This window comes from Halomonas getboli (assembly GCF_023094245.1).
GTDB lineage: Bacteria > Pseudomonadota > Gammaproteobacteria > Pseudomonadales > Halomonadaceae > Halomonas > Halomonas getboli.
Genome location: NZ_JALMEW010000001.1, coordinates 708,095 through 730,105 on the forward strand (window position 1 = coordinate 708,095; position 22,011 = coordinate 730,105).

Consider the following 22,011-nt stretch of genomic DNA (forward strand, 5'->3'; position numbering starts at 1 on the left):
CGACACGTGATGACGCAGGGGAAACGACATGATCGGGCTGAATGCATTGGTCCGCCTGCCGCGTCGGTACAAGCGAGGCGCGCTACGACTGGCCGACATGGCCATGATGCTGGCGGCCTTCCTGCTGGCCATCCCGCTGGCCGAGCGCAGTGAGACGCTGGCCTCTACGGACGTGTGGCTGGTGTTGGGCGGGGTGGTTCTGGCCACGCCGCTGGTGTTCGGGCCCCTCGGGGTCTATCGCATCGTGCTGCGCTTCATGCACCTCGGCGCCTTGCTGGTGCTGTGTGAGGGCGTGGCCGTGGTGGTGGGGGCAATGCTGCTCGCCGATCTCGCGCTGGGCTGGCCGATCACCTGGCAGGTGGCGCCGGTGTTCGCCATGCTGGCGGTGCTGGGCGTGGGCGGGATCAGGCTGCTGCTGCGCGAGCTCTACGAATGGAGCCGTGAACCGCTGCGCCGCTCGGTGATCATCTACGGCGCCGGGGCGGCCGGCGGCGAGCTGGCCCGAGCGCTCAAGCACGGCGATCGCTATCGGCCTCGGGCCTTCGTCGACGACTGGCGCGGCCTGCAGGGCTCGCTGGTCGAGGGGCTGCCGGTGCACGCGCCCGAGGCGCTGGACACGCTGATCGGCCGCTTCGATATCGAGCTGGTGCTGCTGGCGATGCCCAGCACGCCGCGCTGCCGCCGCCGCGAGATTCTCGAGCACCTGGCGCGGCTGTCGATTCCCGTCCAGACCATTCCCGCTGCCGAGGATCTGGTCGGCGGCCGGGCGCGGGTCTCGGATACTCGCGATGTCCAGGTCGAGGATCTGCTGGGGCGCGAGCCGGTGCCGCCCTTTCCCGAGCTGATGCGGGCCGACCTGGCGGACAAGGTGGTGATGGTCACCGGGGCCGGAGGCTCCATCGGCGCCGAACTCTGTCGCCAGGTGATCGCCCAGCGGCCGAGGACGCTGGTGATGGTGGATAGCGCCGAGTTCGGGCTCTATGCCATCGAGCAGGAGCTCAAGGGGCGTCTGGCGGAGCAGGGAAATTCCCCGCGTCTGCATGCCCTGCTGGCGTCGGTCCAACAGGGCGAGCGCATGCGCGAGATCCTCGACAGCTTCCATGTCCAGACGGTCTATCACGCAGCGGCCTACAAGCACGTGCCGATGGTCGAGTGCAACCTGGTGGAGGGGCTGCGCAACAACGTCTTCGGCACCCTGGCGCTGGTGCTGGCGGCGGTGGACACTCGCGTCGAGCGCTTCGTGCTGGTGTCCACCGACAAGGCGGTGCGGCCCACCAACGTGATGGGCGCGACCAAGCGCCTGACCGAGCTGATCTGCCAGGCCTTCGCCGCCACCGGCGACGGGCGACCGCGCTTCAGCATGGTGCGCTTCGGCAACGTGCTCGGCTCCAGCGGCTCGGTGGTGCCGCTGTTCCGCCGCCAGATCGAACGCGGCGGGCCGCTGGAGGTGACCCATCCCGATATTACCCGCTACTTCATGACCATTCCCGAGGCGGCGCAGCTGGTCATCCAGGCCGGCGCCATGAGCCGCGGCGGGGAGGTGTACGTGCTCGACATGGGCGAGCCGGTGCGCATCGCCGACCTGGCCAGTCAGATGGTGCGCCTCTCCGGCCTTGAAGTGCGCGATGCCGAACATCCGGACGGCGACATCGAGATCGTCTACACCGGGCTGCGGCCGGGGGAGAAACTTTATGAGGAGCTGTTGATCGGCGGCGACGTGGGCAAGACGCGCCACCCGCGGATCATGACGTCACGCGAGCACTTGTGGCCGTGGGAGAAGCTCGAGCCCTATCTGATGGAACTCCATGAGGCCATGACGGCGTCGCAGCACGGGCGCATCCAGCGGCTGCTGCTGCGGGCGCCGCTGGGCTATGCCCCCGAGGGCCGCCTGGTGGACCTGGTATGGGAGGCGCGCCATGCGCGGCCGCCGCTCGCGCCGACGGGGCCGTCGTCGCCGAGCTCCATCGCCGCGCTGTTGCAGGAGCGTTTCCGGTCATCCGGTCCGGCGTGAGCCGGCGTCATTCGCAGGAGAGTTCACATGCCCAACGTTCATGTGTCACCCCTTATCCGCCAGGTGAGGCGTCATGCCCGTCGCCTGGCCGTCGGCTCGCGCGCCGGCGAGCGTCGCGGCCACGATCGCAGCTTCGTGCCGGCTGGGCTGACGCCAGAGGCCTGGTTGGCGAGTCTGCATGAGGCCGGCATCGATCCCGTGCTGCTCGGCGACCCCGACGACCTCGAGCGCGAGCTGGTGCTGCTCGTCGACGATGACGACCTGACGCGGCTGCGGCCGATGATGCACCGCCGGGGCCGCACGCGCTGCCGGGTATATGGCGTCGAGGGGCGCGCCGGCGGCCAGTATCGCGGCCTGGCGCTGATGCCACCGGCCAGGGCGCGGGAGCTGCTGGCCCACGCCGGGGGCCGGCCGCGCTGGCCGCGCCCCGAGGATCACTTCCTGTTCCAGGCCTATCGCCAGGTCTATCACCTGGGAAGCCCGCCCGAGGGCGAGCGTGCCGCGCGGCTGGCGGCGCTACGGCGGCGCGCGGGCCTCGAGACGGACATGGGCCTCGCCTCGCTCGAGGCCTTGCTGCAGGCTCGGGGCTGGTGCCCGCCGCTGGATACCCGGGAAAAACTGGCCGCGGGCAATGCCTGGCTCCAGGCCTCTCTCGAGGCGCAGCGCCGGCGGCTGCCGGCGGCGCACAGAGGATTGGGCACGTTCATCGTCCGCGAGCGAGGCCTCGATCACCTCCAGATGGTGCGCGATGCCTTGTTCGATGCCGGCTTCGACCTGCTCGGCGAAGGCGGCATCGACCCTGCGGCGCAACCCGCGGCGGCGGCAGAGATTCGCGGTGGCAACTGGGGGCGCGGCCCCTGGCCCGAGAGCGGCGGCGAGCCGGTCTATTACCTGGTGGTGCACGATGCCAGGCCGATGGCGGTCGGCGCGACGATGGCGGACCAGCATCCCGGGCTCGACAATTTGCGCCTGCACGGGGCCAAGCAGCTGGTGCGCGATCGCTTCAACGCCTCATTGCCGGTGAATCGGCGCTGCAACATCCTGCACTCCGCCGACAATGCGCGCCAGGCCATGGCCTATCTCGAGACCATGGCGCCGGGGCGGCTGCCCGGATGGTTGGCGGCGGCGGAAGGGTGTCAGGCCGGGTTCTGCCATCCCTACCCGGTGCTCGCGGACCTCAGCGGCAACGCGCGACGCGCCAAGGTGGAGCTGATCGACTTTCACGGCCGCCAGGCGATCTGCAAGACCTTTCGCCGGGGGCGCGAGCGCTATCTCCAGCGCGAGGTCGAGGCGCGTCGGGTGGGGCAAGGCCTGGCCGAGATCTCGCAGCTGCTGGAGGTGGGGCCGAACTACATCGTCATCGAGTACTACCGCAACGAGCTGCCATCGCTGTCGCCGCTGCGCCCCTGGCGGCATCGCCACCCCTTCGTGCCGCTGTGGGTGGTGGAGCGGCTGAAGGCGGTGATCCTGCACTATCGGCGCCAGGGCTACGAGTGCATCGATCTGTGTCCCAAGAATCTGGTCTATGACCCCGAACGGGGGCTGAAGATCATCGACTTCGAGTTCCTGCAGTACCTCGGCGAGCCTCGGGACGGGCTGGCGGGCAACTACGCCTGGTTCACGCCGCCGAGCGACTTTCGCGGCGACTTCCCGGTGTTTCGCAATCCGAGAGGCCTGTATCGCCGCTACTGGCTCTCCTATACCGGACTGCCGCGCTTCTTCTGCCTGCATGCCTTTCCCGGGCCCGTACTGCAGTGTGTCAGGGGGCTGACCTTCGGCTATTACTGCCTGGCCAATTCGTACGCCCGTGGCCTGAAGCGCCGGCGACACGGTTCGCCAGTGATGCATTGACTGAGGTGGGGAGGAGGTGCGGATGAACCAGCAAGCGCGGGAGCGGTCGGCGGGGCCGGACGCGTCGGCGGAGGGCGCGACGCTGCTGGCCCTGCGGCCGGCGAGCTGGGAATGGGGCATGGCCATGGTGCCGTCCGGCGTGGTGCTGGAAAGCCACGAGGTGGTGCTGACGGCGGGCGGCTGGCGCTATCTGCGGCCGCGGCTGCTGCCGATGCCGCCCGCATGGCCGGAGGACAGCCCGGATGGCCTGCAGCTGGCCATCAAGTGCCTGGTGCTGGCCGCCGGGATGCCGCTCCCGTCGCGCTGCGGTGAGGACGGCTGGCTGCTGCTCAGCCGTCCGCAGGAGGTCACGGCGATCTCGCACCTGCTGCTCAACCCCCATGGCGTGCACTTCCTCAACCATGCGCAGCACGAGCGCTATGCCGACCGCTGGCCGGCCCGCGTCGAGCAGCTGCGCGGCTTTCTCGCGCGCCACGGCCTGTCGCCGCAGGAGGTGCTGTTCGATTCCAGCCTGGTGCTGGAGCTGTATGGCATTCGGCTTGCCGGGGACATTGATTTCCTGTCTCTCCAGGAGATCGATCTGGAGGATCCATTGTTCAGCGCCAACGATGAGGCGCTGATTCATCATGCCGTCGACAAGCGCCTGCTGATCGACGATGACCGCTATCACTTCGTGGTCGATGGACTCAAGTTCGTGTCCTTTGAGCAGCTGAGACATATGAAGCAGAGCCGCCAGCGTCTCAAGGATCTCAATGACCTGGCGATGATGACGGCCTTGGAGGAAGGACGTCAGTGTCGCTTGGTCATTGGGCGTTGTATCTGGCGTCTCAAATGGCGGCGCTTGTTTACCAAGGCAAGGGAGGGAGAGTTCCAGAGGCAGGGAACAATGACCCGAAAGTTTCTCACTGTGGTGAAAATGACGCGGCGGGCGACGTCTCGTCTGGCTCACCGTACCGGCGCATATGGTCTGTTGCGATGGCTGATGCGCTGTCGTCGACATTGAGTGGAGACGTTCTGCATGCATGCCATCTTGTGTACGTCACTGTTTCCCGAGGGTGATCAGAGAACGCTCGAGGGTGGAACGATCGCGGTTCGGGAGCTGGTAGAGCAGGCTCGTGAGGCCGGCCTCGGAATTGATCAGGTCGTCAAGTTTTCCTCCCTGATCAATCGGCGAGGGGTGACACTCCCCAGGCGCTTCACGGTGGAAGATCTCGTTGTGTATGAGGTTCCCAGAATTGGCATTGGGCGTTGGTACTCTGCCTTGACCACGCGACGACTGCTGCAATCGCTGGGGGCCGATCTTGCTCCTGGAGTACTGGTGGTCCATATGGCTCGACATGTCGAGGCGGCGCGGCGGATCCTGGCCGGGCCGGACTCGCGCCTGGTGTTCGTGGTGCACAGCAACGACCTGCATCACCACAGCCTGCGGCGTTCGCTGGCGTGCGCCGATCTGGTGCTGTGCCGCTCGAACTCGGTGGCCGACCAGCTGCGGCGACTGACCGGCCATGAGTGCGACGGCATCGTCTATTCCGGCATTCCCGAGCGGGAGTTCTGCGATTTCGGCGCCAAGCGCTGGGGCGGTGACACCCTGCGGGTGGTGATGGCCAGCAAGTTCATCGCGACCAAGAACATCGAGCCGTCGCTGGCGGCGATCGCGATGGTGGCGCGTCGGCATCCGGTGCGGGTCGACCTCTACGGCGACGGCGAGATCCGGGCACGCGTGGACGCGGCGATCGAGCGCCTGGCACTTGGCGATATCGTCGTGCGTCATGGCTTCCAGCCGCGGGCGAGAGTACTGGAGGCGATGTTCCGGGCCGACCTGTTCCTGATGCCGAGCACCATCGAGACCCTGGGCCTGGCCTATCTCGAGGCGATGGCCAACGGCTGCGTGGTGGTGGGGCTGCGCGGTTGGGGCATCGACGGCATCGTCACCGACGGCGTCGACGGCTTTCTGGCCGCGAGCAGCGCGCCGGAGGACATCGCCGAGCGCATCGAGGCCTACCTGGCCGCCGACCGGGCGGCACTGCACGCCCGCGCCTATGCCCTGGCGCGGCGTTACACGGCCGACAACGCGGCGCGCAACTACGCCGAGCATGTCGGCAGGGTGCTGGCATGATCGCCGATCTCAGGGCGCTCTATCGGCTGCTCGAGCCCCGGCAGCGGCGCCGGCTGCTGTGGCTGCAGTGCCTGATCGTGCTGATGGCGCTGGGCGAGATCGTCAGCGTGGTGGCGGTGGCGCAATTCATGGCGCTCATCGGCAATCCCGGTCGCCTGACGAGCGGCGAGGGACGCATGGCCTGGCTCTACCAGCTGAGCGGTAGCGCCAGCCCCGAGGCGTTTCTGCTGCTGATGGGGGGCGGCGCCCTGGCCGCCCTGGTGCTGGCGGGGGCCTGCTCGGGCTATACCACCTGGCGGCTGTCGCTCTATGGCGCCCAGATCGGCGCCGAGCTCTCGAGCCGGCTGTATCGGGACTTCCTGCATCGCCCCTGGCTGTTCCACGTTCGCCACAGCAGCAGCCGACTGATGCACAAGACCTCTCAGGAGGTGCAACGCCTGACCCAGCGCATCGTCATTCCCTGCCTGCAGCTGAACGCTCGCCTGGTGCTGGTCGTCTTCATGACCACCATGGTGTTCCTCTACAACCCCTGGGTGGCGCTGACCGGGCTGGCGATCTTCGTCGGCGCCTATCTGCTGCTCTATCGCACGGTGCGCAAGGCCCTGACCGCCACCGGCAAGCGGGTGTCGCGGCATCAGGCCGAGCGCTACCAGTTGATGAGCGAGGGCTTCGGCGGCATCCGTGAGCTGCTGCTGTGGCATCGGCAGGGGCCCTATGTGCAGCGCTTCGAGGCCGCCAGTCACAAGGTCGCGCGGGGGCAGGGGGTGTGCCAGGGCCTGGGCGAGGCGCCGCGCTACGCCATCGAGCTGCTGGCCTTCGGTTCGGTGATCCTGCTGGTCCTCTACCTGCTGGGCCGACACGACGGCGAGGCGTCGCATATCCTGCCGGCGCTGTCGGTCTATGCCCTGGCGGGCTTCAAGATGTTGCCCGCCTTCCAGCGGATCTACGTCAACGTGGCGCACATCCGCGGCAATCTGGCGGCCTTCGAGGTGCTGCGCGAGGATCTCGCCGCCAGTCGCGATGCCCCGCCACCGGTGTCGGAGGAGCCCTCGGTGCGGCCGCTGGTGCCGGCCGTCGCGATCGAGCTCGAGGAGGTCTCCTTTCGCTATCCCCGGGCCGCTGAGGCGGCACTGTCGGGGGTGAGCCTGCGCATTCCCGCCAATCACATGGTGGGGCTGGTCGGGGCCTCGGGCAGCGGCAAGAGCACGCTCGTCGACATCCTGCTGGGCCTGCTCACGCCGGATGCGGGGCGGGTGACGATCGATGGCGTGCCGCTGGACGCGGCTCGCCTGCGGCGCTGGCAGGAGGGCATCGGCTTCGTTCCCCAGCAGATCTTCCTGACCGAAGGCAGCATCCGCGAGAACGTGGCGTTTGGCATGGCGCGGGATGCCATCGACGAGGCGCGGGTGCTGGAGGCGGTGCGCATGGCCCAGCTCGACGAGCTGGTCGCGAGCCTGCCGGACGGGTTGGACAGCCACGTCGGTGAGCGGGGCGTGCAGCTGTCCGGTGGGCAGCGCCAGCGCATCGGCATCGCCCGGGCGCTCTATCGGCGCGCCGGCGTGCTGGTCTTCGACGAGGCCACCAGCGCCCTGGACGGCGTCACGGAGCGGCAGGTGATGGCCGACATCCAGCGCTTCGCCGGCCAGATGACCGTGGTGCTGATCGCCCATCGGCTGGGGACCGTGCGCCACTGCGACACTATCTACATGCTCGATCATGGCCGCCTGGTCGATGCGGGGGATTTTGACGGCCTGGCCAGTCGCAACGCCACTTTCCGGCTGATGGCCGATCTCTGAGCCCGTCGCCGGCCATCGGGCCAAGGAGGATATCGATGGATGCCTTTTATCTGAAGCGCCTGGTGCGCCATGGTGCCGCCCGGCTGGGGATTCACGTCTGCTCGCGGGCGCGGCAGTGCGCGATCGACCTGCGTGAAGAGCGCGACCATCCGCTGGTGTTCGGGCTGAGATATCCGGGGCGCGATCTGCTGCTGGCGCTGCCGGCCGCGAGCGGCATCGGCCTCTTTCACTATCCGCCGGTGCGCCGCTCGCCGCTGTCCGGCGCCCTGGACGACACCGCGGCGGGGCATGGCCGCGAAGCGCTGCGCGAGGCCCTGACGACTTACTACGAGCAGTGGCAGCCGGCCAATGCCGCGGCCTTCTTCGGCCTGGACCCGGAGCAGCACGCGGCCCTGGCCGAGCGCCCCTGCTGGAGCCTGGCCTGGCCCTGGGATCCGCTGAGCGTCGAGGCGAAACGCGCGCAGCGCCGCCGCACCGAGGGGCGCGAGACGCGCCGCCTGGCCGGTCGGGCCCTCGACGTCGAGCGCGACGGCTGGAAGTTCTGCGGGCCGGTGTCGCCGCGCAAGCTGGAGGTCGAGGTCGAGCGGCTCTGGCGGCTGGCCGTGTCGATACGCGAGCACGGCGTGCGGCGCCATAGCGGCGACGACGGCGACATTCGCGCCATCGTGCTGGTGGATGCAGACGGCCGATGGGGCTGGCAGGTGCTGTCCGGCCAGCACCGCTTCGCGGTGCTGCGTGGCCTGGGCCACGAGCGTATCGCGGTGCGAGTGACGCGCTTCGTGCACCGTGATCAGGCCATCTACTGGCCGCGGGTGGTCGACAGCACGTTTTCCGTCGAGGCGGCGCTCGAGGTCTTCGACGGAGGTTTTCCGCCGGCGGACGAGGCAGGGGCGAGGCCGAAGGGATCGCGGACGGCACGGAGGACGGACCCATGCCTCAGTTCTCGCTGGTGATGCCGGTCTACAACAAGATCGCGACGCTGGGAGCGGCGCTGTCGTGCGTGTATCAGCAGACCTGCCGCGATTTCGAGCTGATCGCGGTGGACGACGGCTCTACCGACGGTGGCCTGGCGATACTGGAACGCGAGGCCGCCGCGGGTCGGCTGCGGCTGCTGCAGCGCGATGTTCCGGGCGCGGGGGGCTATGCCGCGCGTAATCTCGGTGCTCGCGAGGCGCGCGGGCGCTGGCTGGTGTTCTTCGATGCCGACGATCTGCTGCTGTTCGATCACCTGTCGTGCTTCGCCGATGCCATCCAGCTGCATCCCCGGCTGGAGCTGTTCGTCAACGCCTATCAGAAGATGGAGAACCATCAACGGCTGCCCCGCATCGGCGGTCTGCCCGAAGGCACGCTGACCCGGCGCCAGGCGCTGGCGGCCTTCGCCCGCTGCGACTTCATCCACATGAATGGCGCCTGCCTGCGACGGGAGCGCTTTCTCGCGCTGGGTGGCTTTCCCGAGGAGCGTTACCGCCGCGGCGGGGACGTCTACTTCTGGCTCAAGACGCTGTGCGCCCTCGACAGCATGCACTACGACGCCACCGTGACCAGCCTGTGGCTGCTCGATCACAGCGGCGTCACGCGCAACCCCGAGAATTTGCGCGCCCTGCATCCCAGCGTGGACGCGCGTCACGAGTGCGAGGCGGAGCTGGGACGCTGCGAACGGCATTACCTGCGGGCGGCGGTGAACCGCAAGGTGCTGTCCTGGGCGGTGGAGAAGCGGCGCCTGGGGCAGTCGGTCGCGGACGATCTGCGCGCCCTGCGGCTGGGGGCGCTGCGTCCACGCCACCTCTACCATGCCGTGACGCTGATGCTGCCGGTGATCCGGCCGAGAACGACCACACACTGACGCGAGTCGGGAGGGTAACGATGCCATCGACGGTCATCACCTACGGCACCTTCGACATGTTCCACATCGGTCACCTCAACCTGCTGCGGCGCATCGCCGGACTGGGCGAGCGGCTGATCGTGGCGGTCTCCACCGACGAGTTCAATGCCGGCAAGGGTAAGCGCACGCTGATCCCCTTCGAGCAGCGGGCCGAGATCGTGCGCTCGATCCGCTACGTCGACGAGGTCATTCCCGAGCTCAGCTGGGAGCAGAAGGTCGAGGACGTGCAGCGCTACGCCGTGTCGACTTTCGCCATCGGCGACGACTGGCAAGGTCACTTCGACTTTCTCCGGCCGTACTGCGAGGTGGTGTACCTGCCGCGCACCGAGGGCGTGTCGACGACCGAGCTGAAACGCTCCCTGAACCGCTTCTGCAGCGTCTCGCGCGAGGACGTGCTCCACGCCTTCGAGGTGCTGGAGCGGCTGCGGCAGGACTTCGGCTGAGGGGCGGCCGAGCGCACACGAAGGCCAATCGGGAGATCGTCATGAGCGACTATCGAGGGCGCATCATCCGTCAGCTCGGCTGGTCGTGGCTGTGTCCGCTGGCACGCGCCTGGCCCAGGGATCCCCGGCTGTGGGTGTTCGGCGCCTGGCACGGCCAGCGCTATGCGGACAATGCCCGCTATCTCTATCGCCACGTGCGCGACCGCGAGCCCGACCTGCGCGCCGTGTGGCTGGCCGACGATATCGGCGCGGTGCGCGAGGTGCAGGCCGAGGGCGGCGAGGCGGCGCTGGCCTATTCCCGGGCCGGCATCGCGGCGGCGCTGCGCGCCGGGGCCTGCGTGGTCACCCACAACGCCGAAGACGTCAACGCCCACGCCGCCTTGGGAGCGCTGCTGGTCAACCTGACCCACGGCACGCCGCTCAAGCGCATGGGGCGCGACGCACGCTCCCGGCGGCTCGGACGCTGGACTCGCCTCATCGATCGGTACGCCATGGGGCAGCTGCCGGGGCGGCGCCTGGCGGATCTGATGGTGGTGGCCTCGACGACGTCGCAGCGGCGCATGATGTCGGCGTACGGACTGCCGGAGGAAGACGTGCTGGCGCTCGGCTATCCGCGCTGGGAGGCCTTTCGCGAGGATGCCCCGGCGCTGCTGCGTCGCCTCGGCGTGGAGCCCCGCGAGCATGCCGGCGTGCTGCTGTACGCGCCGACGCTGCGACAACAGGGGCGCGGCAGCCTGGACGTGAGCGCGGCGGACGGCCTGCCGGCGCTGCGCGACTGGCTGGCGCGGGAGCGGCTGCTGCTGCTGGTGCGCGGCCACGCCTCGCTGCGCCTGCAGGGCAGGGAGGCGCTCGCCGGTCAGCCGCGGATCCTCGAGGTGCCGGTGTCGACGGTGCCCGACGTCAACGCGCTGCTGCCTGCGGTCGACGCGTTGATCACCGACTATTCCAGCCTGATGTTCGACTATGCCTGCCTGGAGCGTCCGATCATCCTGCTAGCGCCGGATCTCGTCGACTACCGGGACCACGACGTCGGCCTGTATGGCGACTATCTGGCCGATGCGCCGGGGCCGGTGATCGAAACCTGGTCCCAGCTGCCGCTCGCCTGGCAGGAAGTCGCGTCGGGCCGGTTCGCCGAGCGACTGGCCGGCTTCGTGGCCCAGCACGCCAGCCGCTATGACGGTCAGTCGTGCTCGCGTATCGTTGCCGAGATGCGACGGCGCCTGGGCTTGGCGTCATCATGGCCGCCAGAGGGAGACGGCGGTCGGGCAAGCGAGACGGGAGCCGCGTTGAAAAGAGGGGACACGCAGCGATAGTGGGACGTCTCAGCCGATCCTCAGCCACAGTGCCCCGATGGACGCCACGGCCAGAAAGGCCGCCAGTCCCAGGCGGGCCGTGGGCAGTCGATACTCGCCGTGCTGGGTGAGCTCGGGCGAGGCGGGGTCGTAGCGCACGGTCAGCCGGCTACCCGGCGGCGTGCGGGCGAGGAAGGCCTCGGCGGCCTCGCGGTTGGGGAAGTCGGGAACGCCGTCGAAGCGGCCGTTGTCAGAGCGGTACTCGTCTCCCTCGACCTCGAAGCGATAGTGGACGCGGGCCAGAAAGCGCCGCGGATGGTCGTCGCGGTCGGCCCGGCGATGGTGGTCATCGACGACCTGCACCTCGGTATGCTCGACGCGAGCCCGGGCCGTGGGCCAGCGATTGACGGCACGACGTCGCCAGGCGCCGCGCGCGGCCAGCACCGCGCCCGCACCACAGGCGAAGGCGATGAGGAGCGTCAAATCAGGCATAGCGGAGTCCCCATGATTCAATCCCTGCAGCGTATCTTCCAGGACATGATGGCGGCCGGGGCGGCCGCTGAAAAGGCCGAGCCCGGCCGCGCTCTGGCCACCGCGGTGCTGCTGTGCGAGGTGATTCGCGCGGATTATCATCTGGAAGAGGTCGAGCTCGAGCGGCTCGCGTCGCTGCTGGCGGCGCGCTTCTCCCTGCCGCAGGACGAGGCGCAGGCGCTGGTCCGGCAGGCCTGCGACGAGACGGAGTCGGCGGTGGATCATCACCGCTTCCTGAAGGCGGTGCGCGACGGCTGCGAGTACGCCGAACGGGTCGAACTGGTGCGCGAGATGTGGACGCTGGCGCTGGTCGATGGCGTCAAGGACCCGCTGGAGGAGCATCGCATTCGCCGGCTGGCCGAACTGCTGCACGTCGGGCACGGCGACTTCATCCGCACCAGGCTCGAGGTGGAGCGCGACGGCGAGTGAGCGTCGCGCTTGTCTTGTGTCGCCGCTCTCCCCGATGATGGGGCCTCATGGCATGACATCGGGGAGAGACGAATGGCGCGGGACATCATCGTGCTGGGCGCGGGCATGGTCGGCGTATCGGTGGCCTGGCATCTGGTGCGGCAAGGACACGAGGTGACCCTCGTGGATCGCCGCGAGCCGGGGCGGGAGACCTCGTTCGGCAATGCCGGCATCATCCAGCGCGAGGCGGTGAGGCCCTATCCCTTCCCGCGCGATCTCGGCACCCTGTGGCGGGTGCTGCCCAATCGTCAGGTGGATATTCGCTATCGTCCCGGCGGCATGCTCGAGGCCGCCGGTCCCCTGTGGCAATACTGGAAGCATTCCGCGCCGCATCGCTATCGCCGGATCGTGCCCGAATATGCGTCGCTGATCGCGCGCTGCCTGGACGCCCATGCCGAGATGATCGAGGCGGCCGGCGCCGAGTCGCTGGTGCGTCGCGACGGCTGGCTCGAGGTGTATCGCAGTGAACACGGCCTCAATCAACGTCTTGCCCAGGCCGAGGACAACGCCGCGGAGTTCGGCGTGCGCTACCGGGCCCTCGACGCCGAGGCGCTGGTTGCCATGGAGCCGAGTCTGGGGGCGAGCGCTGGCCTGGCCGGCGCCATTCACTGGCTGGATCCCTGGACGGTGTCCGATCCCGGTGCGCTGGTGGCGGCCTATGCGCGCGCCTTCGAACGCGAGGGCGGTCGCATCGTGCGCGACGAGGTCGAGGCGCTGTCGCGGCAGGGCGAGCGCTGGCGCGTCACCACCGCGAGGGGAGAGGCGCTGTCGGCCGGGTCGGTAGTGCTGGCGCTCGGGCCCTGGTCGCGCCAGTGGCTGTCGCGGTTGGGCGTGTCGGTGCCGCTGTTTCCCAAGCGCGGCTATCACATGCATTACGCCAGCGCCGGCGAGGCGCGCTTGAACCACTGGGTGATGGATGCCGAGGTCGGCTATCTGCTGGCGCCGATGCGGGCCGGTATTCGTCTGACCACCGGAGCCGAACTCGAGCGCCTGGAGGCGCCGCCCCATACACAACAGCTGGCGGCGGCAGAGGCGCGCGCCCGCGAGCTTTATCCGCTCGGCGAGCGTCTCGACGCCGAGCCCTGGAAGGGGGCGCGTCCCTGTACGCCGGACATGAAGCCGGTGATCGGCCCGGTCGCGGGCCAGGCGGGGCTATGGTGTGCCTTCGGCCATGGCCATCAGGGTTTCACCCTGGGGCCGGCCACCGGCGAGCTGCTGGCGCAGATGATGGCGGGAGAGCGGCCGGCGATCGACATGCGGCCGTTCAGGGTCGAGCGTTTCAGGGGCTGAGGCTCAGCCCTGGGCCTGGTGTTCGTCGTGATGGCGGCGCTTTTCCTTGAACACGTGGAACAGCAGCTTGACCGCTAGGGTGACGATGAACACCAGCCAGCCGGCGGTGGCCAGGACATTGAACAGCAGCATCTTCTGGATGCCGTTGAGCGGCGTGATCAGATGTTCGATGAGAATCGCCAGCAGGAAGGCCAGGCCGAGGGGCAGGGCGAGGATGTGCATCCACATCTCGGTGCGCCGCTTGCGCACGTGGTAGCGGCTCAGCAGCACGCGGATGGGGCGGTGCACGAAGCTGATCGTGATCAGGCTGCCGGCCATCAGCAGCGAGGCCAGCGTCGGTTCGATGTTGTCGATGTACACCGAATAGCTCACCGACCAGTAGACCAGCAGCCACATCAGGCCGGCCAGGATGGCGACGAGGTCGGCGTAGCGACGTACCTTCGGCATGTTCTCTCCCGGAAATTCTGTCGGACGTGTCGCGGATCTCTCCCGGGCCGGTCGGCCTGGCCAGGGGCGCCGGCATGACGCATCGCGTCGTGCGGGCCACGTCCACGGGGCGCGCGAGGGTCGGTCAGGCGGGGCGAGATCCGCGCCCATGATACGGCATCGAGCCCGGCGGACGCACCCGTGTTCGCCTCCGTCGTCGGGCGCGCGAACGGGCCGTGGGGCGTGCCCCGCAAGGCCGAGGGCGCAAATCGCATCCCGGCCCGAGGCCCGCTTCCGGTATACTGCCGCCATCGCCGGGCCTTCGCGGCCCACTCCCGGACCCGCCGAGACAGGATAGATCGTGACCTCCTTGACCCTGACCCGCCCCGACGACTGGCACCTTCACCTGCGCGATGGCGCGGCGCTGGACGCGGTGGTGCCCGCCAGCGCCCGGCAGATGGGCCGTGCCATCATCATGCCCAACCTCAAGCCGCCGGTGACCACCACCGAGCAGGCGCTGGCCTATCGCGAGCGCATCCTGGCCGCGCTGCCGGAGGGCGTCGACTTCGAGCCGCTGATGACGCTCTACCTCACCGATCGCACCTCGGCCGAGGAGATCGAGCGCGCCCACGCCTCCGGGCGGGTGCAGGCGGTCAAGCTGTATCCGGCCGGCGCCACCACCAATTCCGACTCCGGCGTCACCGACCTGGCGAACTGCGATGCGGCCATCGCTGCCATGGCCCGGCTCGGCATGCCGCTGCTGGTGCACGGCGAGGTGACCGACGCCGAGATCGATATCTTCGACCGTGAGGCGACCTTCATCGAGCGCGTGATGAAGCCCCTGCTGGCGCGCCACCCGTCGCTCAGGGTGGTCTTCGAGCACATCACCACCGCCGATGCCGCGACCTTCGTCGCCGAGGCGCCGGCCAACGTGGCGGCGACCATCACCGCCCACCATCTGCTGTTCAACCGCAACCAGATGCTGGTGGGCGGCATCAAGCCGCACTACTACTGCCTGCCGATCCTCAAGCGCGAGCGACATCGCCAGGCGCTGATCGAGGCGGCGACCTCGGGCAGTGGCAAGTTCTTCCTCGGTACCGACAGCGCGCCCCACGCCAGGGGCGACAAGGAAAGCGCCTGCGGCTGCGCCGGCGCCTACACCGCGCCGCACGCCCTGGAGCTCTATGCCACGGCCTTCGAGCAGGCCGGCGCGCTGGATCGTCTGGAAGGCTTCGCCAGCCACCACGGTCCGGACTTCTACGGCCTGCCGCGCAATGCCGAGACCGTGACCCTGGTGCGTGAGGACTGGACCATTCCGCAGACGCTGCCGTATGTGGATGGGCAGGAGATCGTGCCCCTGCAGGGCGGCGAGACGCTGGGGTGGAAGCTGCGCGACTAGCGGGCGGATCCGAGTGGGGTCAGACCCTTAAGTGGTCTGATCCCGTACCACCGACTTGCCTTTCGCCGCCGGGCCTCTCACTCCGTAACCGAGAGCTGCTCGTCGAGAAAGGCCAGGGCGGCGTCCATGGCGCCGTCGCGGGTCAGGAAGGCGGTGATATGACCTCGCCATTTCTGCAGGTAGAGCTCGGCGGGAACGCCGGCGGCGTCGAGGCGACGATACATGTCGGTGGCGTGATCCACCGGCACCAGGCTGTCCCGATCGCCGTGGAACAGGAAGTGGGGCGGCGTCTGCGGCCCGACCTGTCGGGCGGGTGAGGCCAGACGATAGGCGCGGGGTTTCTCGGCACGGGTACCGCCGATGAATTCCCTGACCAGGCGGCCGTCGTCGAACTTCATCAGGTCGCTGGGCAGGCCGCCGGCCACTACCGCGGCCAGGCGGGTGCTGTCGCCGCCGTAGGGCGTATCGAGCGGGGAGCCCGACTGCTGCACGCCGAGCAGGCTGACGAGGTGCGCACCGCTGGAATAGCCCACGCCGACAATGCGATCGGTGTCGATGCGCCAGGCATCGGCGTGATCATGCAGCCAGGCCATGGCGATCTGCAGGTCGTGCAGCTGGGCGGGGAAGCGGTAGTCGGGGGCAAAGCGATAGGCGATGTTGGCAACCACGAAGCCGCGGGCGGCCAGTCGTTCGGCGATCGGCACCATATCGCCGGGGTCGCGTCGCTGCCAGCCGCCGCCGTGGACGACCAGCGCCGTCGGGCGTCGGGCCTTGCCTGGCGTGTCCGGTAAGTAGACCTGGGCAGTCAGCGGGACGGGCCATTCCGGCGGCGTATAGACAAGATCCGGCAGCCGGCTGAAGGACGTCTCGCCCCTGATGGAACTGCTCGCTAGAGTCTCGATGGCCGGTGCGCCTTCGGTGCTGCGCTGGCTGGCGCAGCCGCCGAACAGCAGGGGGAGGCACAGGGCCAGCCCCAGCAGGCGGTAGCGGGGCCCGGGCACTCGTCAGTCCTCGACGGCGACGCTCGCGGTCGCGGGTTCGCCGAGCCGGGCCACCATGGCGGTGACCATGCGCGTGGAGTGATCGGCGGCCTTGTCGAGGAACTCCTCGAAGGACAGATGGTTGTCGCCGCCGCCGGCGATGTCGGACAGCGCGCGGATCACCACGAAGGGACAGCCGTAGAGATGGCAGGTCTGGGCGATGGCTGCGGCCTCCATCTCGGCGGCGAGCATGGTGGGGAAGCGCGAACGCGTCTTGGCCACCAGCTCGGGGCAGGCCATGAAGACGTCGCCGGTGGCGATCAGCCCCTCGACCACGCTGACCTCGTTCATCGCCTCGACGCACTCGCGGGCGACCGTCACCAGGCGCTGGTCGGGCAGATAGGCGGCCGGCATCTGCGGCACCTGGCCATGCTCGTAGCCGAACACCACGGCGTCGACATCGTGGTGGCGTACCTCGCTGGAGACCACCACGTCACCGATCTCGAGCCCTTCACCGAAGCCGCCGGCGGAGCCGGTGTTGATGATCGCTTCCGGCTGGTACATGTCCATCAGCAGGGTGGTGCCGATGGCGGCGTTCACCTTGCCGATCCCGGACTGCAGGATCACCACCTCGACGCCGTGCAGCCGGCCCTGGTGGAAGGTGGAGCCGACGTGGGTGCGGGTCTCGCGGTCCTCGAGCATGTCCGCCAGTCGGGCGACTTCCTGGGCCATGGCGCCGATGATGCCGATGCGTTTCATCTATCCGGTGTCTCCGCAGGGTGAAGGGAGTGAGGGGTTAGGGGGCGTGAGGCGGAGCGTCTGTCAGTCTTCGTCGCCGAAGACCTGGTGCCACTCGTCACGCTTGGCGATAAAGCCGCGGGCGATGTCCTTGGCGCCTTCCAGGCTGTGACTGGCGGCCCAGCCGCACTGCATCTCGTTGCAGGCGGGGACTTCGGTGGCTTCGAGCACGTCCTCGAGGGTCTTCTCGATCAGCGTCAGGATGCCGTCGTAGTCGTCGTGGTTGATCATCGCCCAGTAGAAGCCGGTCTGGCAGCCCATCGGACTGATATCGACGACCTTGTCGGTATGGTTGCGCGACATCTCGGCCATCAGATGCTCGAGGGAGTGAAGGCCGGGCATCGCCATGTGATCCTGATTGGGCTGACAGATGCGCATGTCGTACTTGGTGATCTCGTCGCCGTGCTGACCGACGGTGACGCCGGCCAGACGGACGTAGGGTGCCTTCACCTTGGTGTGATCCAGGTTGAAGCTTTCGACGTTCATCTTGTCGCTCATCGGGCGATCCTCGCGAGTCGGGGGAAATTAGCGGCACATTTTAACGAAATCGGGCCACGGGTGCACGGCAGCGGCCGGCCTCCGCGGCCCGTTTCGGGCGTGGCGCTTCAGCGCTCGCCCTTGGCGTCCATGGCGTCGTGCATCTCGGCGGCGAGCAGGGTGTTCTCGAGCAGCGAGGCGACGGTCATCGGGCCCACACCGCCGGGGACCGGGGTGATGTAGCTGGCGCGGGCGGCGGCGGGCTCGAACTGCACGTCGCCGACCAGGCGGCCGTCGTCCTGGCGGTTGATGCCCACGTCGATGACGATGGCGTCGTCGCGCACCCACTCGCCCTTGACCAGCCCCGGGCGGCCCACCGCGACCACCAGCAGCTCGGCGCGGCGCACGTGCTCCTCGAGGTTGCGGGTGAAGCGGTGGCAGACGGTGGTGGTGCAGCCGGCCAGCATCAGCTCCAGCGCCATGGGGCGGCCGACGATGTTGGAAGCGCCGACCACGGTGGCGTCGAGGCCGCGGATGTCCACGCCGGTGTCCTGCAGCAGGGTGATGATGCCCTTGGGGGTGCAGGGGCGCAGCAGCGGCAGGCGCTGGGCCAGCCGTCCCAGGTTGTAGGGGTGGAAGCCGTCGACGTCCTTGTGCGGCAGGATGCGCTCGAGGATCGGGCGCGAGTCCAGATGCTCGGGCAGCGGCAGCTGGACCAGGATGCCGTCGACGCTCGGGTCGGCGTTGAGGCGGTCGACCAAGGCCTCGAGCTCGGCCTGGGCGGTCTCGGCGGGCAGCTCGTACTTGATCGATTCGATGCCGGCTTCTTCGCAGGCGCGCTGCTTGTTGCGCACGTAGACGGAAGACGCCGGGTCTTCGCCCACCAGCACGACGGCCAGTCCGGGGACCCGTGCGCCGGCCTCGCGGCGTGCCTGCACCTGGCGTGCGACCTGCTGGCGGACTCGGGCGGCAATGGACTTGCCATCGATCAGTTGGGCGGACATCGAGATTTCCTCTGGATGAAAGACGGTGAGAAAAAAGAGGGGCGATTTTCGCATGAGCCGGCGTTCAGGCAAAGCGATCTCGTCGGCGCGGCCCGCGGGGAGGGCGGTCCAGGCGGTGCCGTGGGCTAACATCCTGATCAAAGGGCATTGTGGCTTGACGGACGCGGAGAGATCCGTAGAATACGCAGCGCTCGATGAGGCCCCTGCGGCGGCGTCGAGGCCGTGCAAGAGCCGGCGGGGTGTAGCGCAGTCTGGTAGCGCGCCTGCTTTGGGAGCAGGATGTCGGGGGTTCAAATCCCTCCACCCCGACCACAAGCTGTTGATTGAATAGAAAAAAATCAATTTTCTGCTTGCGGTAAGATGCTCGGGAACGTAGAATGCGCCCATAGCTCAACCGGATAGAGCAACGGCCTTCTAAGCCGTAGGTTGCAGGTTCGAGTCCTGCTGGGCGTGCCACCGTGGTGGCGTCTATGTAGGCTCGTGACGGTCGAGCGAAATCGAAATGGTGGATGTAGCTCAGTGGTAGAGCCCCGGATTGTGGCTCCGGTGGTCGTGGGTTCGATCCCCATCATCCACCCCATTTCGATATCACCCAGGCAGTGGTGGATGTAGCTCAGTGGTAGAGCCCCGGATTGTGGCTCCGGTGGTCGTGGGTTCGATCCCCATCATCCACCCCATTGCCTCCCTTCCCAGTCGTTCCTTGGTTTTTATTGCATTCGAATCATGACGTTGCCGCCCATTTCGGGTGTGCGGCGGATTTCTCGTGTCAGCCTGTCGTGCGTCACGGCGCTCTAGCGCAGGATGGTGGCATCGGCGCGGGTGGCGATACCGGAAATTCGCCGCCGGACCCTTGTGTTGCCGGCCTGTCGTCCCCATGTGAACACCCATGGCGCTTGCCAGTGCTCGGCGGGATTCATAGAATTCTTGCCCTTGAACGTTTGAACGCTTTATACGCAGCGCTTTTACACACAGAACGCCCCAGTCGGTAGAGGACCATTCATGCAAGTTTCCGTCGATACGACCTCCCAGATTGAACGCCGCATCAAGGTGCAGGTGCCGGCCGCCGAAATCGACGAGGCCGTCGCCTCTCGCCTCAAGGATGCCGCCAAGAACGTGCGCCTGGACGGCTTCCGCCAGGGCAAGGTGCCGATGTCCGTGATCCGCCAGCGCTACGGCCGCGGCGTGCGTGACGAGGTGGTCGGCGAGGTGATGCGCGAGCGTTACGTCAAGGCCATCACCGACGAGAACCTGAACCCGGCCGGCTACCCGCAGATCGAAGCCGACGTCAACGAGGCCGGCAAGGACCTCGAGTTCACCGCGACCCTGGAGATCTATCCGGAAGTCGAGCTGGCCTCCATCGAGGGCACCGAAGTCGAGCGTCCGGTGGTCGAAGTGACCGACGCGGACGTCGACGAGATGATCGAGACCCTGCGCAAGCAGAACGCCGACTGGGAAGAGGTCGAGCGTGCCGCCGAAGACGGCGACCAGCTCAACATCGACTTCCAGGGCTACCTGGGCGACGAGCCGTTCGAAGGCGGCAGCGCCGAAGGCCACGACCTGGTGATCGGCTCCGGCAGCTTCATCCCGGGCTTCGAAGAGCAGCTGATCGGCGCCAAGGCCGGTGAGGACAAGGAGCTCAAGGTCACCTTCCCCGAGGACTACCAGGCCGAGCAGCTGGCCGGTCAGGAAGCGACCTTCAAGGTCAAGGTCAACGGCGTCAAGGCGCAGTCGCTGCCCGAGATCGATGCCGCCTTCGTCGAGAAGTTCGGCGTCGACGACGGCGATCTGGCCAAGTTCCGTGACGAGATCACCAAGAACATGACCCGCGAGGCCACCCAGGCCGTCGATAACCGCGTCAAGCAGCAGGTGCTCGACGCGCTGAAGAAGGCCAACGACATCCCGGTGCCGCAGGCCCTGATCCAGCAGGAGACCGACGGCCTCAAGCGTCAGGCTGCCCAGCAGTTCGGCCTTGGCGAAGACTTCGACGTCAGCCAGCTGCCCAACGAGCTGTTCGCCGAGCAGGCCAAGAGCCGCGTGCAGATCGGCCTGCTGCTGGCCGAAGTGATCAAGGTCAACGAGCTCGAGGTCTCCGACGACGAGATCAAGGCCAAGGTCGAGGAGCTGGCCCAGCAGTACCAGGAGCCGGAGCAGGTCGTCGAGTACTACATGGGCAACGACCAGATGAAGGATCAGGTCAAGTCCGCGGTGCTCGAAGAGAAGGCCGTCGACGTGCTGCTGGCCCAGGCCAGCGTCAAGGACGTCGAGATGAGCTATCAGGATGCGCTGGCCGCCGCTCAGCAGCAGGGTGGCGACGCCGACGAAGAGGCCGACGAGGCCGAAGCCCAGGCCTGATGGCCGTTTCCGCCTTCCCGTCCGTCTGGCGGGAGGGCGGTCGTCTCGCCGGGGCGCGCTGATCGGCGATCGCTCGCGGCGTTTTTCCGCCGTCATGAAGGCGCGGCGTTGAATAGTCCGCTATTCACCCCCATCTCTTCCTGAGGTAAGAAAACACCGTGACCCTCCGCGAGATCAGCCAGCCCGGCGGGCGACTGGTGTCGCCCCCACACATCGGACGCAAGGACATCACCATGAGCAACGAGTTCGATACCCAATCCGCCGGCGGCCTGGTGCCGATGGTGGTCGAACAGAGCGCACGCGGCGAGCGGGCCTACGATATCTACTCCCGCCTGCTCAAGGAGCGCGTGATCTTCCTGGTGGGGCCGGTCGAGGACTACACGGCCAACCTGCTGGTGGCGCAGATGCTGTTCCTGGAGTCCGAGAACCCGGACAAGGACATTCATCTGTACATCAACTCGCCGGGTGGCTCCGTCACCGCGGGGATGTCGATTTACGACACCATGCAGTTCATCAAGCCCGATGTCTCCACCGTGTGCATCGGTCAGGCGGCGAGCATGGGTGCGCTGCTGCTGGCCGGCGGTGCGGCGGGCAAGCGCTACTGCCTGCCCAACTCGCGGATGATGATCCACCAGCCGCTCGGCGGCTACCAGGGTCAGGCCTCGGACATCGAGATCCACACCCGCGAGATCCTCGGCATCCGCGAAAAGCTCAACCAGATTCTGGCCGACCACACCGGTCAGGACTTCGAGACCATCGCCCGGGATACCGACCGCGACAACTTCATGAGCGGCCCTCAGGCGGCGGAATATGGCCTGATCGACGCCGTGCTGGATAAGCGGCCGACATCCTGATAGCGTGAAATCAACCACGCTGTGATTACGTGATTCCCGGC

General features: G+C 67.9%; 20 protein-coding genes and 4 tRNA genes. 18 read left to right on the plus strand and 6 right to left on the minus strand.

Going from position 1 to position 22,011, the window contains the following annotated elements:
* Positions 1 to 28 precede the first annotated feature (28 nt).
* From MYL53_RS03410 to MYL53_RS03450, 9 genes are all read left to right on the plus strand, one after another.
* Complete coding sequence (locus MYL53_RS03410) at positions 29 to 2,011, plus strand: polysaccharide biosynthesis protein (protein ID WP_247852016.1); 1,983 nt, start codon at positions 29 to 31, stop codon at positions 2,009 to 2,011.
* A 27-nt stretch (positions 2,012 to 2,038) separates the two neighbouring features.
* On the plus strand, positions 2,039 to 3,862 hold the full coding sequence (locus MYL53_RS03415; protein WP_247852017.1) for a hypothetical protein: 1,824 nt from the start codon (positions 2,039 to 2,041) through the stop codon (positions 3,860 to 3,862).
* Between the two features lie 22 nt (positions 3,863 to 3,884).
* A complete protein-coding gene (locus tag MYL53_RS03420; RefSeq protein WP_247852018.1) occupies positions 3,885 to 4,865 on the plus strand; it encodes a hypothetical protein in 981 nt (326 codons plus the stop codon).
* 324 nt (positions 4,866 to 5,189) lie between these two features.
* On the plus strand, positions 5,190 to 5,978 hold the full coding sequence (locus tag MYL53_RS03425) for a glycosyltransferase family 4 protein (protein WP_247852019.1): 789 nt from the start codon (positions 5,190 to 5,192) through the stop codon (positions 5,976 to 5,978).
* Positions 5,975 to 7,774, plus strand: coding sequence for an ABC transporter ATP-binding protein (locus MYL53_RS03430; RefSeq protein WP_247852020.1), 1,800 nt, complete (start codon positions 5,975 to 5,977; stop codon positions 7,772 to 7,774). The genes MYL53_RS03425 and MYL53_RS03430 overlap by 4 nt, the downstream gene beginning before the upstream one ends.
* A gap of 35 nt (positions 7,775 to 7,809) precedes the next feature.
* Positions 7,810 to 8,727: a ParB N-terminal domain-containing protein gene (locus MYL53_RS03435; protein ID WP_247852021.1), complete on the plus strand. Its 918-nt coding sequence runs from the start codon at positions 7,810 to 7,812 to the stop codon at positions 8,725 to 8,727.
* Positions 8,706 to 9,617, plus strand: a complete 912-nt coding sequence (locus MYL53_RS03440) for a glycosyltransferase family 2 protein (RefSeq protein WP_247852022.1) — start codon at positions 8,706 to 8,708, stop codon at positions 9,615 to 9,617. The genes MYL53_RS03435 and MYL53_RS03440 overlap by 22 nt, the downstream gene beginning before the upstream one ends.
* Positions 9,618 to 9,637: 20 nt before the next feature.
* Positions 9,638 to 10,099 (plus strand): adenylyltransferase/cytidyltransferase family protein, encoded by a 462-nt coding sequence (locus MYL53_RS03445; RefSeq protein WP_345740350.1) that lies wholly within the window; start codon positions 9,638 to 9,640, stop codon positions 10,097 to 10,099.
* Positions 10,100 to 10,140: 41 nt separating this feature from the next.
* The gene (locus MYL53_RS03450) at positions 10,141 to 11,412 is read left to right on the plus strand and encodes a CDP-glycerol glycerophosphotransferase family protein (protein ID WP_247852023.1); all 1,272 of its coding nucleotides are present in this window, start codon (positions 10,141 to 10,143) and stop codon (positions 11,410 to 11,412) included.
* Positions 11,413 to 11,421: 9 nt separating this feature from the next.
* On the opposite strand, the gene MYL53_RS03455 is transcribed toward MYL53_RS03450, so the two are convergent.
* Positions 11,422 to 11,883 carry a DUF3592 domain-containing protein gene (locus MYL53_RS03455; protein WP_247852024.1) on the minus strand — a complete coding sequence of 154 codons (462 nt, stop codon included), beginning with the start codon at positions 11,881 to 11,883 and terminating at the stop codon, positions 11,422 to 11,424.
* A gap of 12 nt (positions 11,884 to 11,895) precedes the next feature.
* Here MYL53_RS03455 and MYL53_RS03460 point away from each other — a divergent pair, with 12 nt between their 5' ends.
* Positions 11,896 to 12,351 (plus strand): tellurite resistance TerB family protein, encoded by a 456-nt coding sequence (locus tag MYL53_RS03460; RefSeq protein WP_247852025.1) that lies wholly within the window; start codon positions 11,896 to 11,898, stop codon positions 12,349 to 12,351.
* A gap of 72 nt (positions 12,352 to 12,423) precedes the next feature.
* Positions 12,424 to 13,680, plus strand: coding sequence for an NAD(P)/FAD-dependent oxidoreductase (locus MYL53_RS03465; protein ID WP_247852026.1), 1,257 nt, complete (start codon positions 12,424 to 12,426; stop codon positions 13,678 to 13,680).
* A gap of 3 nt (positions 13,681 to 13,683) precedes the next feature.
* Here MYL53_RS03465 and MYL53_RS03470 read toward each other — a convergent pair whose 3' ends face one another.
* Positions 13,684 to 14,127, minus strand: a complete 444-nt coding sequence (locus MYL53_RS03470; protein ID WP_247852027.1) for a hypothetical protein — start codon at positions 14,125 to 14,127, stop codon at positions 13,684 to 13,686.
* A gap of 340 nt (positions 14,128 to 14,467) precedes the next feature.
* Here MYL53_RS03470 and pyrC point away from each other — a divergent pair, with 340 nt between their 5' ends.
* Positions 14,468 to 15,505: a dihydroorotase gene (gene pyrC, locus MYL53_RS03475; RefSeq protein ID WP_247852028.1), complete on the plus strand. Its 1,038-nt coding sequence runs from the start codon at positions 14,468 to 14,470 to the stop codon at positions 15,503 to 15,505.
* Between the two features lie 77 nt (positions 15,506 to 15,582).
* Here the strand turns inward: pyrC and MYL53_RS03480 are convergent, their stop codons facing one another.
* From MYL53_RS03480 to folD, 4 genes are all read right to left on the minus strand, one after another.
* Positions 15,583 to 16,506 carry an alpha/beta hydrolase fold domain-containing protein gene (locus tag MYL53_RS03480; protein WP_247852029.1) on the minus strand — a complete coding sequence of 308 codons (924 nt, stop codon included), beginning with the start codon at positions 16,504 to 16,506 and terminating at the stop codon, positions 15,583 to 15,585.
* A 3-nt stretch (positions 16,507 to 16,509) separates the two neighbouring features.
* Positions 16,510 to 17,244, minus strand: coding sequence for a 5'-methylthioadenosine/S-adenosylhomocysteine nucleosidase (gene mtnN / locus MYL53_RS03485; protein ID WP_247852030.1), 735 nt, complete (start codon positions 17,242 to 17,244; stop codon positions 16,510 to 16,512).
* A 63-nt stretch (positions 17,245 to 17,307) separates the two neighbouring features.
* Complete coding sequence (locus MYL53_RS03490) at positions 17,308 to 17,781, minus strand: S-ribosylhomocysteine lyase (RefSeq protein ID WP_247852031.1); 474 nt, start codon at positions 17,779 to 17,781, stop codon at positions 17,308 to 17,310.
* Between the two features lie 107 nt (positions 17,782 to 17,888).
* Positions 17,889 to 18,764 carry a bifunctional methylenetetrahydrofolate dehydrogenase/methenyltetrahydrofolate cyclohydrolase FolD gene (gene folD / locus MYL53_RS03495; protein ID WP_247852032.1) on the minus strand — a complete coding sequence of 292 codons (876 nt, stop codon included), beginning with the start codon at positions 18,762 to 18,764 and terminating at the stop codon, positions 17,889 to 17,891.
* A 235-nt stretch (positions 18,765 to 18,999) separates the two neighbouring features.
* On the opposite strand from folD, the gene MYL53_RS03500 reads away from it, so the two are divergent.
* The 6 genes from MYL53_RS03500 to clpP all read left to right on the plus strand — a co-directional run bounded on the left by MYL53_RS03500 (position 19,000) and on the right by clpP (position 21,970).
* Positions 19,000 to 19,076 (plus strand) — tRNA-Pro (locus MYL53_RS03500).
* Between the two features lie 67 nt (positions 19,077 to 19,143).
* Positions 19,144 to 19,220 (plus strand) — tRNA-Arg (locus tag MYL53_RS03505).
* A gap of 49 nt (positions 19,221 to 19,269) precedes the next feature.
* Positions 19,270 to 19,344: transfer RNA gene (locus tag MYL53_RS03510), tRNA-His, on the plus strand.
* Positions 19,345 to 19,366: 22 nt separating this feature from the next.
* Positions 19,367 to 19,441: transfer RNA gene (locus MYL53_RS03515), tRNA-His, on the plus strand.
* A 322-nt stretch (positions 19,442 to 19,763) separates the two neighbouring features.
* Positions 19,764 to 21,116, plus strand: a complete 1,353-nt coding sequence (gene tig, locus MYL53_RS03520) for a trigger factor (RefSeq protein ID WP_247852033.1) — start codon at positions 19,764 to 19,766, stop codon at positions 21,114 to 21,116.
* A 233-nt stretch (positions 21,117 to 21,349) separates the two neighbouring features.
* Positions 21,350 to 21,970 carry an ATP-dependent Clp endopeptidase proteolytic subunit ClpP gene (gene clpP / locus MYL53_RS03525; protein ID WP_016855021.1) on the plus strand — a complete coding sequence of 207 codons (621 nt, stop codon included), beginning with the start codon at positions 21,350 to 21,352 and terminating at the stop codon, positions 21,968 to 21,970.
* The last annotated feature ends 41 nt before the right edge of the window (positions 21,971 to 22,011 follow it).

What these genes read in the sequence shown, in the direction of transcription:
- folD (WP_247852032.1), bottom strand. Translation starts at nt 18,764, where the DNA reads ATGTCCGCCCAACTGATCGATGGCAAGTCCATTGCCGCCCGAGTCCGC.
- MYL53_RS03445 (WP_345740350.1), top strand. Translation starts at nt 9,638, where the DNA reads ATGCCATCGACGGTCATCACCTACGGCACCTTCGACATGTTCCACATC.
- MYL53_RS03420 (WP_247852018.1), top strand. Translation starts at nt 3,885, where the DNA reads ATGAACCAGCAAGCGCGGGAGCGGTCGGCGGGGCCGGACGCGTCGGCG.
- MYL53_RS03415 (WP_247852017.1), top strand. Translation starts at nt 2,039, where the DNA reads ATGCCCAACGTTCATGTGTCACCCCTTATCCGCCAGGTGAGGCGTCAT.
- MYL53_RS03470 (WP_247852027.1), bottom strand. Translation starts at nt 14,127, where the DNA reads ATGCCGAAGGTACGTCGCTACGCCGACCTCGTCGCCATCCTGGCCGGC.
- tig (WP_247852033.1), top strand. Translation starts at nt 19,764, where the DNA reads ATGCAAGTTTCCGTCGATACGACCTCCCAGATTGAACGCCGCATCAAG.
- clpP (WP_016855021.1), top strand. Translation starts at nt 21,350, where the DNA reads ATGAGCAACGAGTTCGATACCCAATCCGCCGGCGGCCTGGTGCCGATG.
- MYL53_RS03410 (WP_247852016.1), top strand. Translation starts at nt 29, where the DNA reads ATGATCGGGCTGAATGCATTGGTCCGCCTGCCGCGTCGGTACAAGCGA.
- MYL53_RS03435 (WP_247852021.1), top strand. Translation starts at nt 7,810, where the DNA reads ATGGATGCCTTTTATCTGAAGCGCCTGGTGCGCCATGGTGCCGCCCGG.
- MYL53_RS03460 (WP_247852025.1), top strand. Translation starts at nt 11,896, where the DNA reads ATGATTCAATCCCTGCAGCGTATCTTCCAGGACATGATGGCGGCCGGG.
- MYL53_RS03450 (WP_247852023.1), top strand. Translation starts at nt 10,141, where the DNA reads ATGAGCGACTATCGAGGGCGCATCATCCGTCAGCTCGGCTGGTCGTGG.
- MYL53_RS03490 (WP_247852031.1), bottom strand. Translation starts at nt 17,781, where the DNA reads ATGAGCGACAAGATGAACGTCGAAAGCTTCAACCTGGATCACACCAAG.
- mtnN (WP_247852030.1), bottom strand. Translation starts at nt 17,244, where the DNA reads ATGAAACGCATCGGCATCATCGGCGCCATGGCCCAGGAAGTCGCCCGA.
- MYL53_RS03455 (WP_247852024.1), bottom strand. Translation starts at nt 11,883, where the DNA reads ATGCCTGATTTGACGCTCCTCATCGCCTTCGCCTGTGGTGCGGGCGCG.
- MYL53_RS03430 (WP_247852020.1), top strand. Translation starts at nt 5,975, where the DNA reads ATGATCGCCGATCTCAGGGCGCTCTATCGGCTGCTCGAGCCCCGGCAG.
- MYL53_RS03425 (WP_247852019.1), top strand. Translation starts at nt 5,190, where the DNA reads ATGGCTCGACATGTCGAGGCGGCGCGGCGGATCCTGGCCGGGCCGGAC.
- MYL53_RS03465 (WP_247852026.1), top strand. Translation starts at nt 12,424, where the DNA reads ATGGCGCGGGACATCATCGTGCTGGGCGCGGGCATGGTCGGCGTATCG.
- MYL53_RS03440 (WP_247852022.1), top strand. Translation starts at nt 8,706, where the DNA reads ATGCCTCAGTTCTCGCTGGTGATGCCGGTCTACAACAAGATCGCGACG.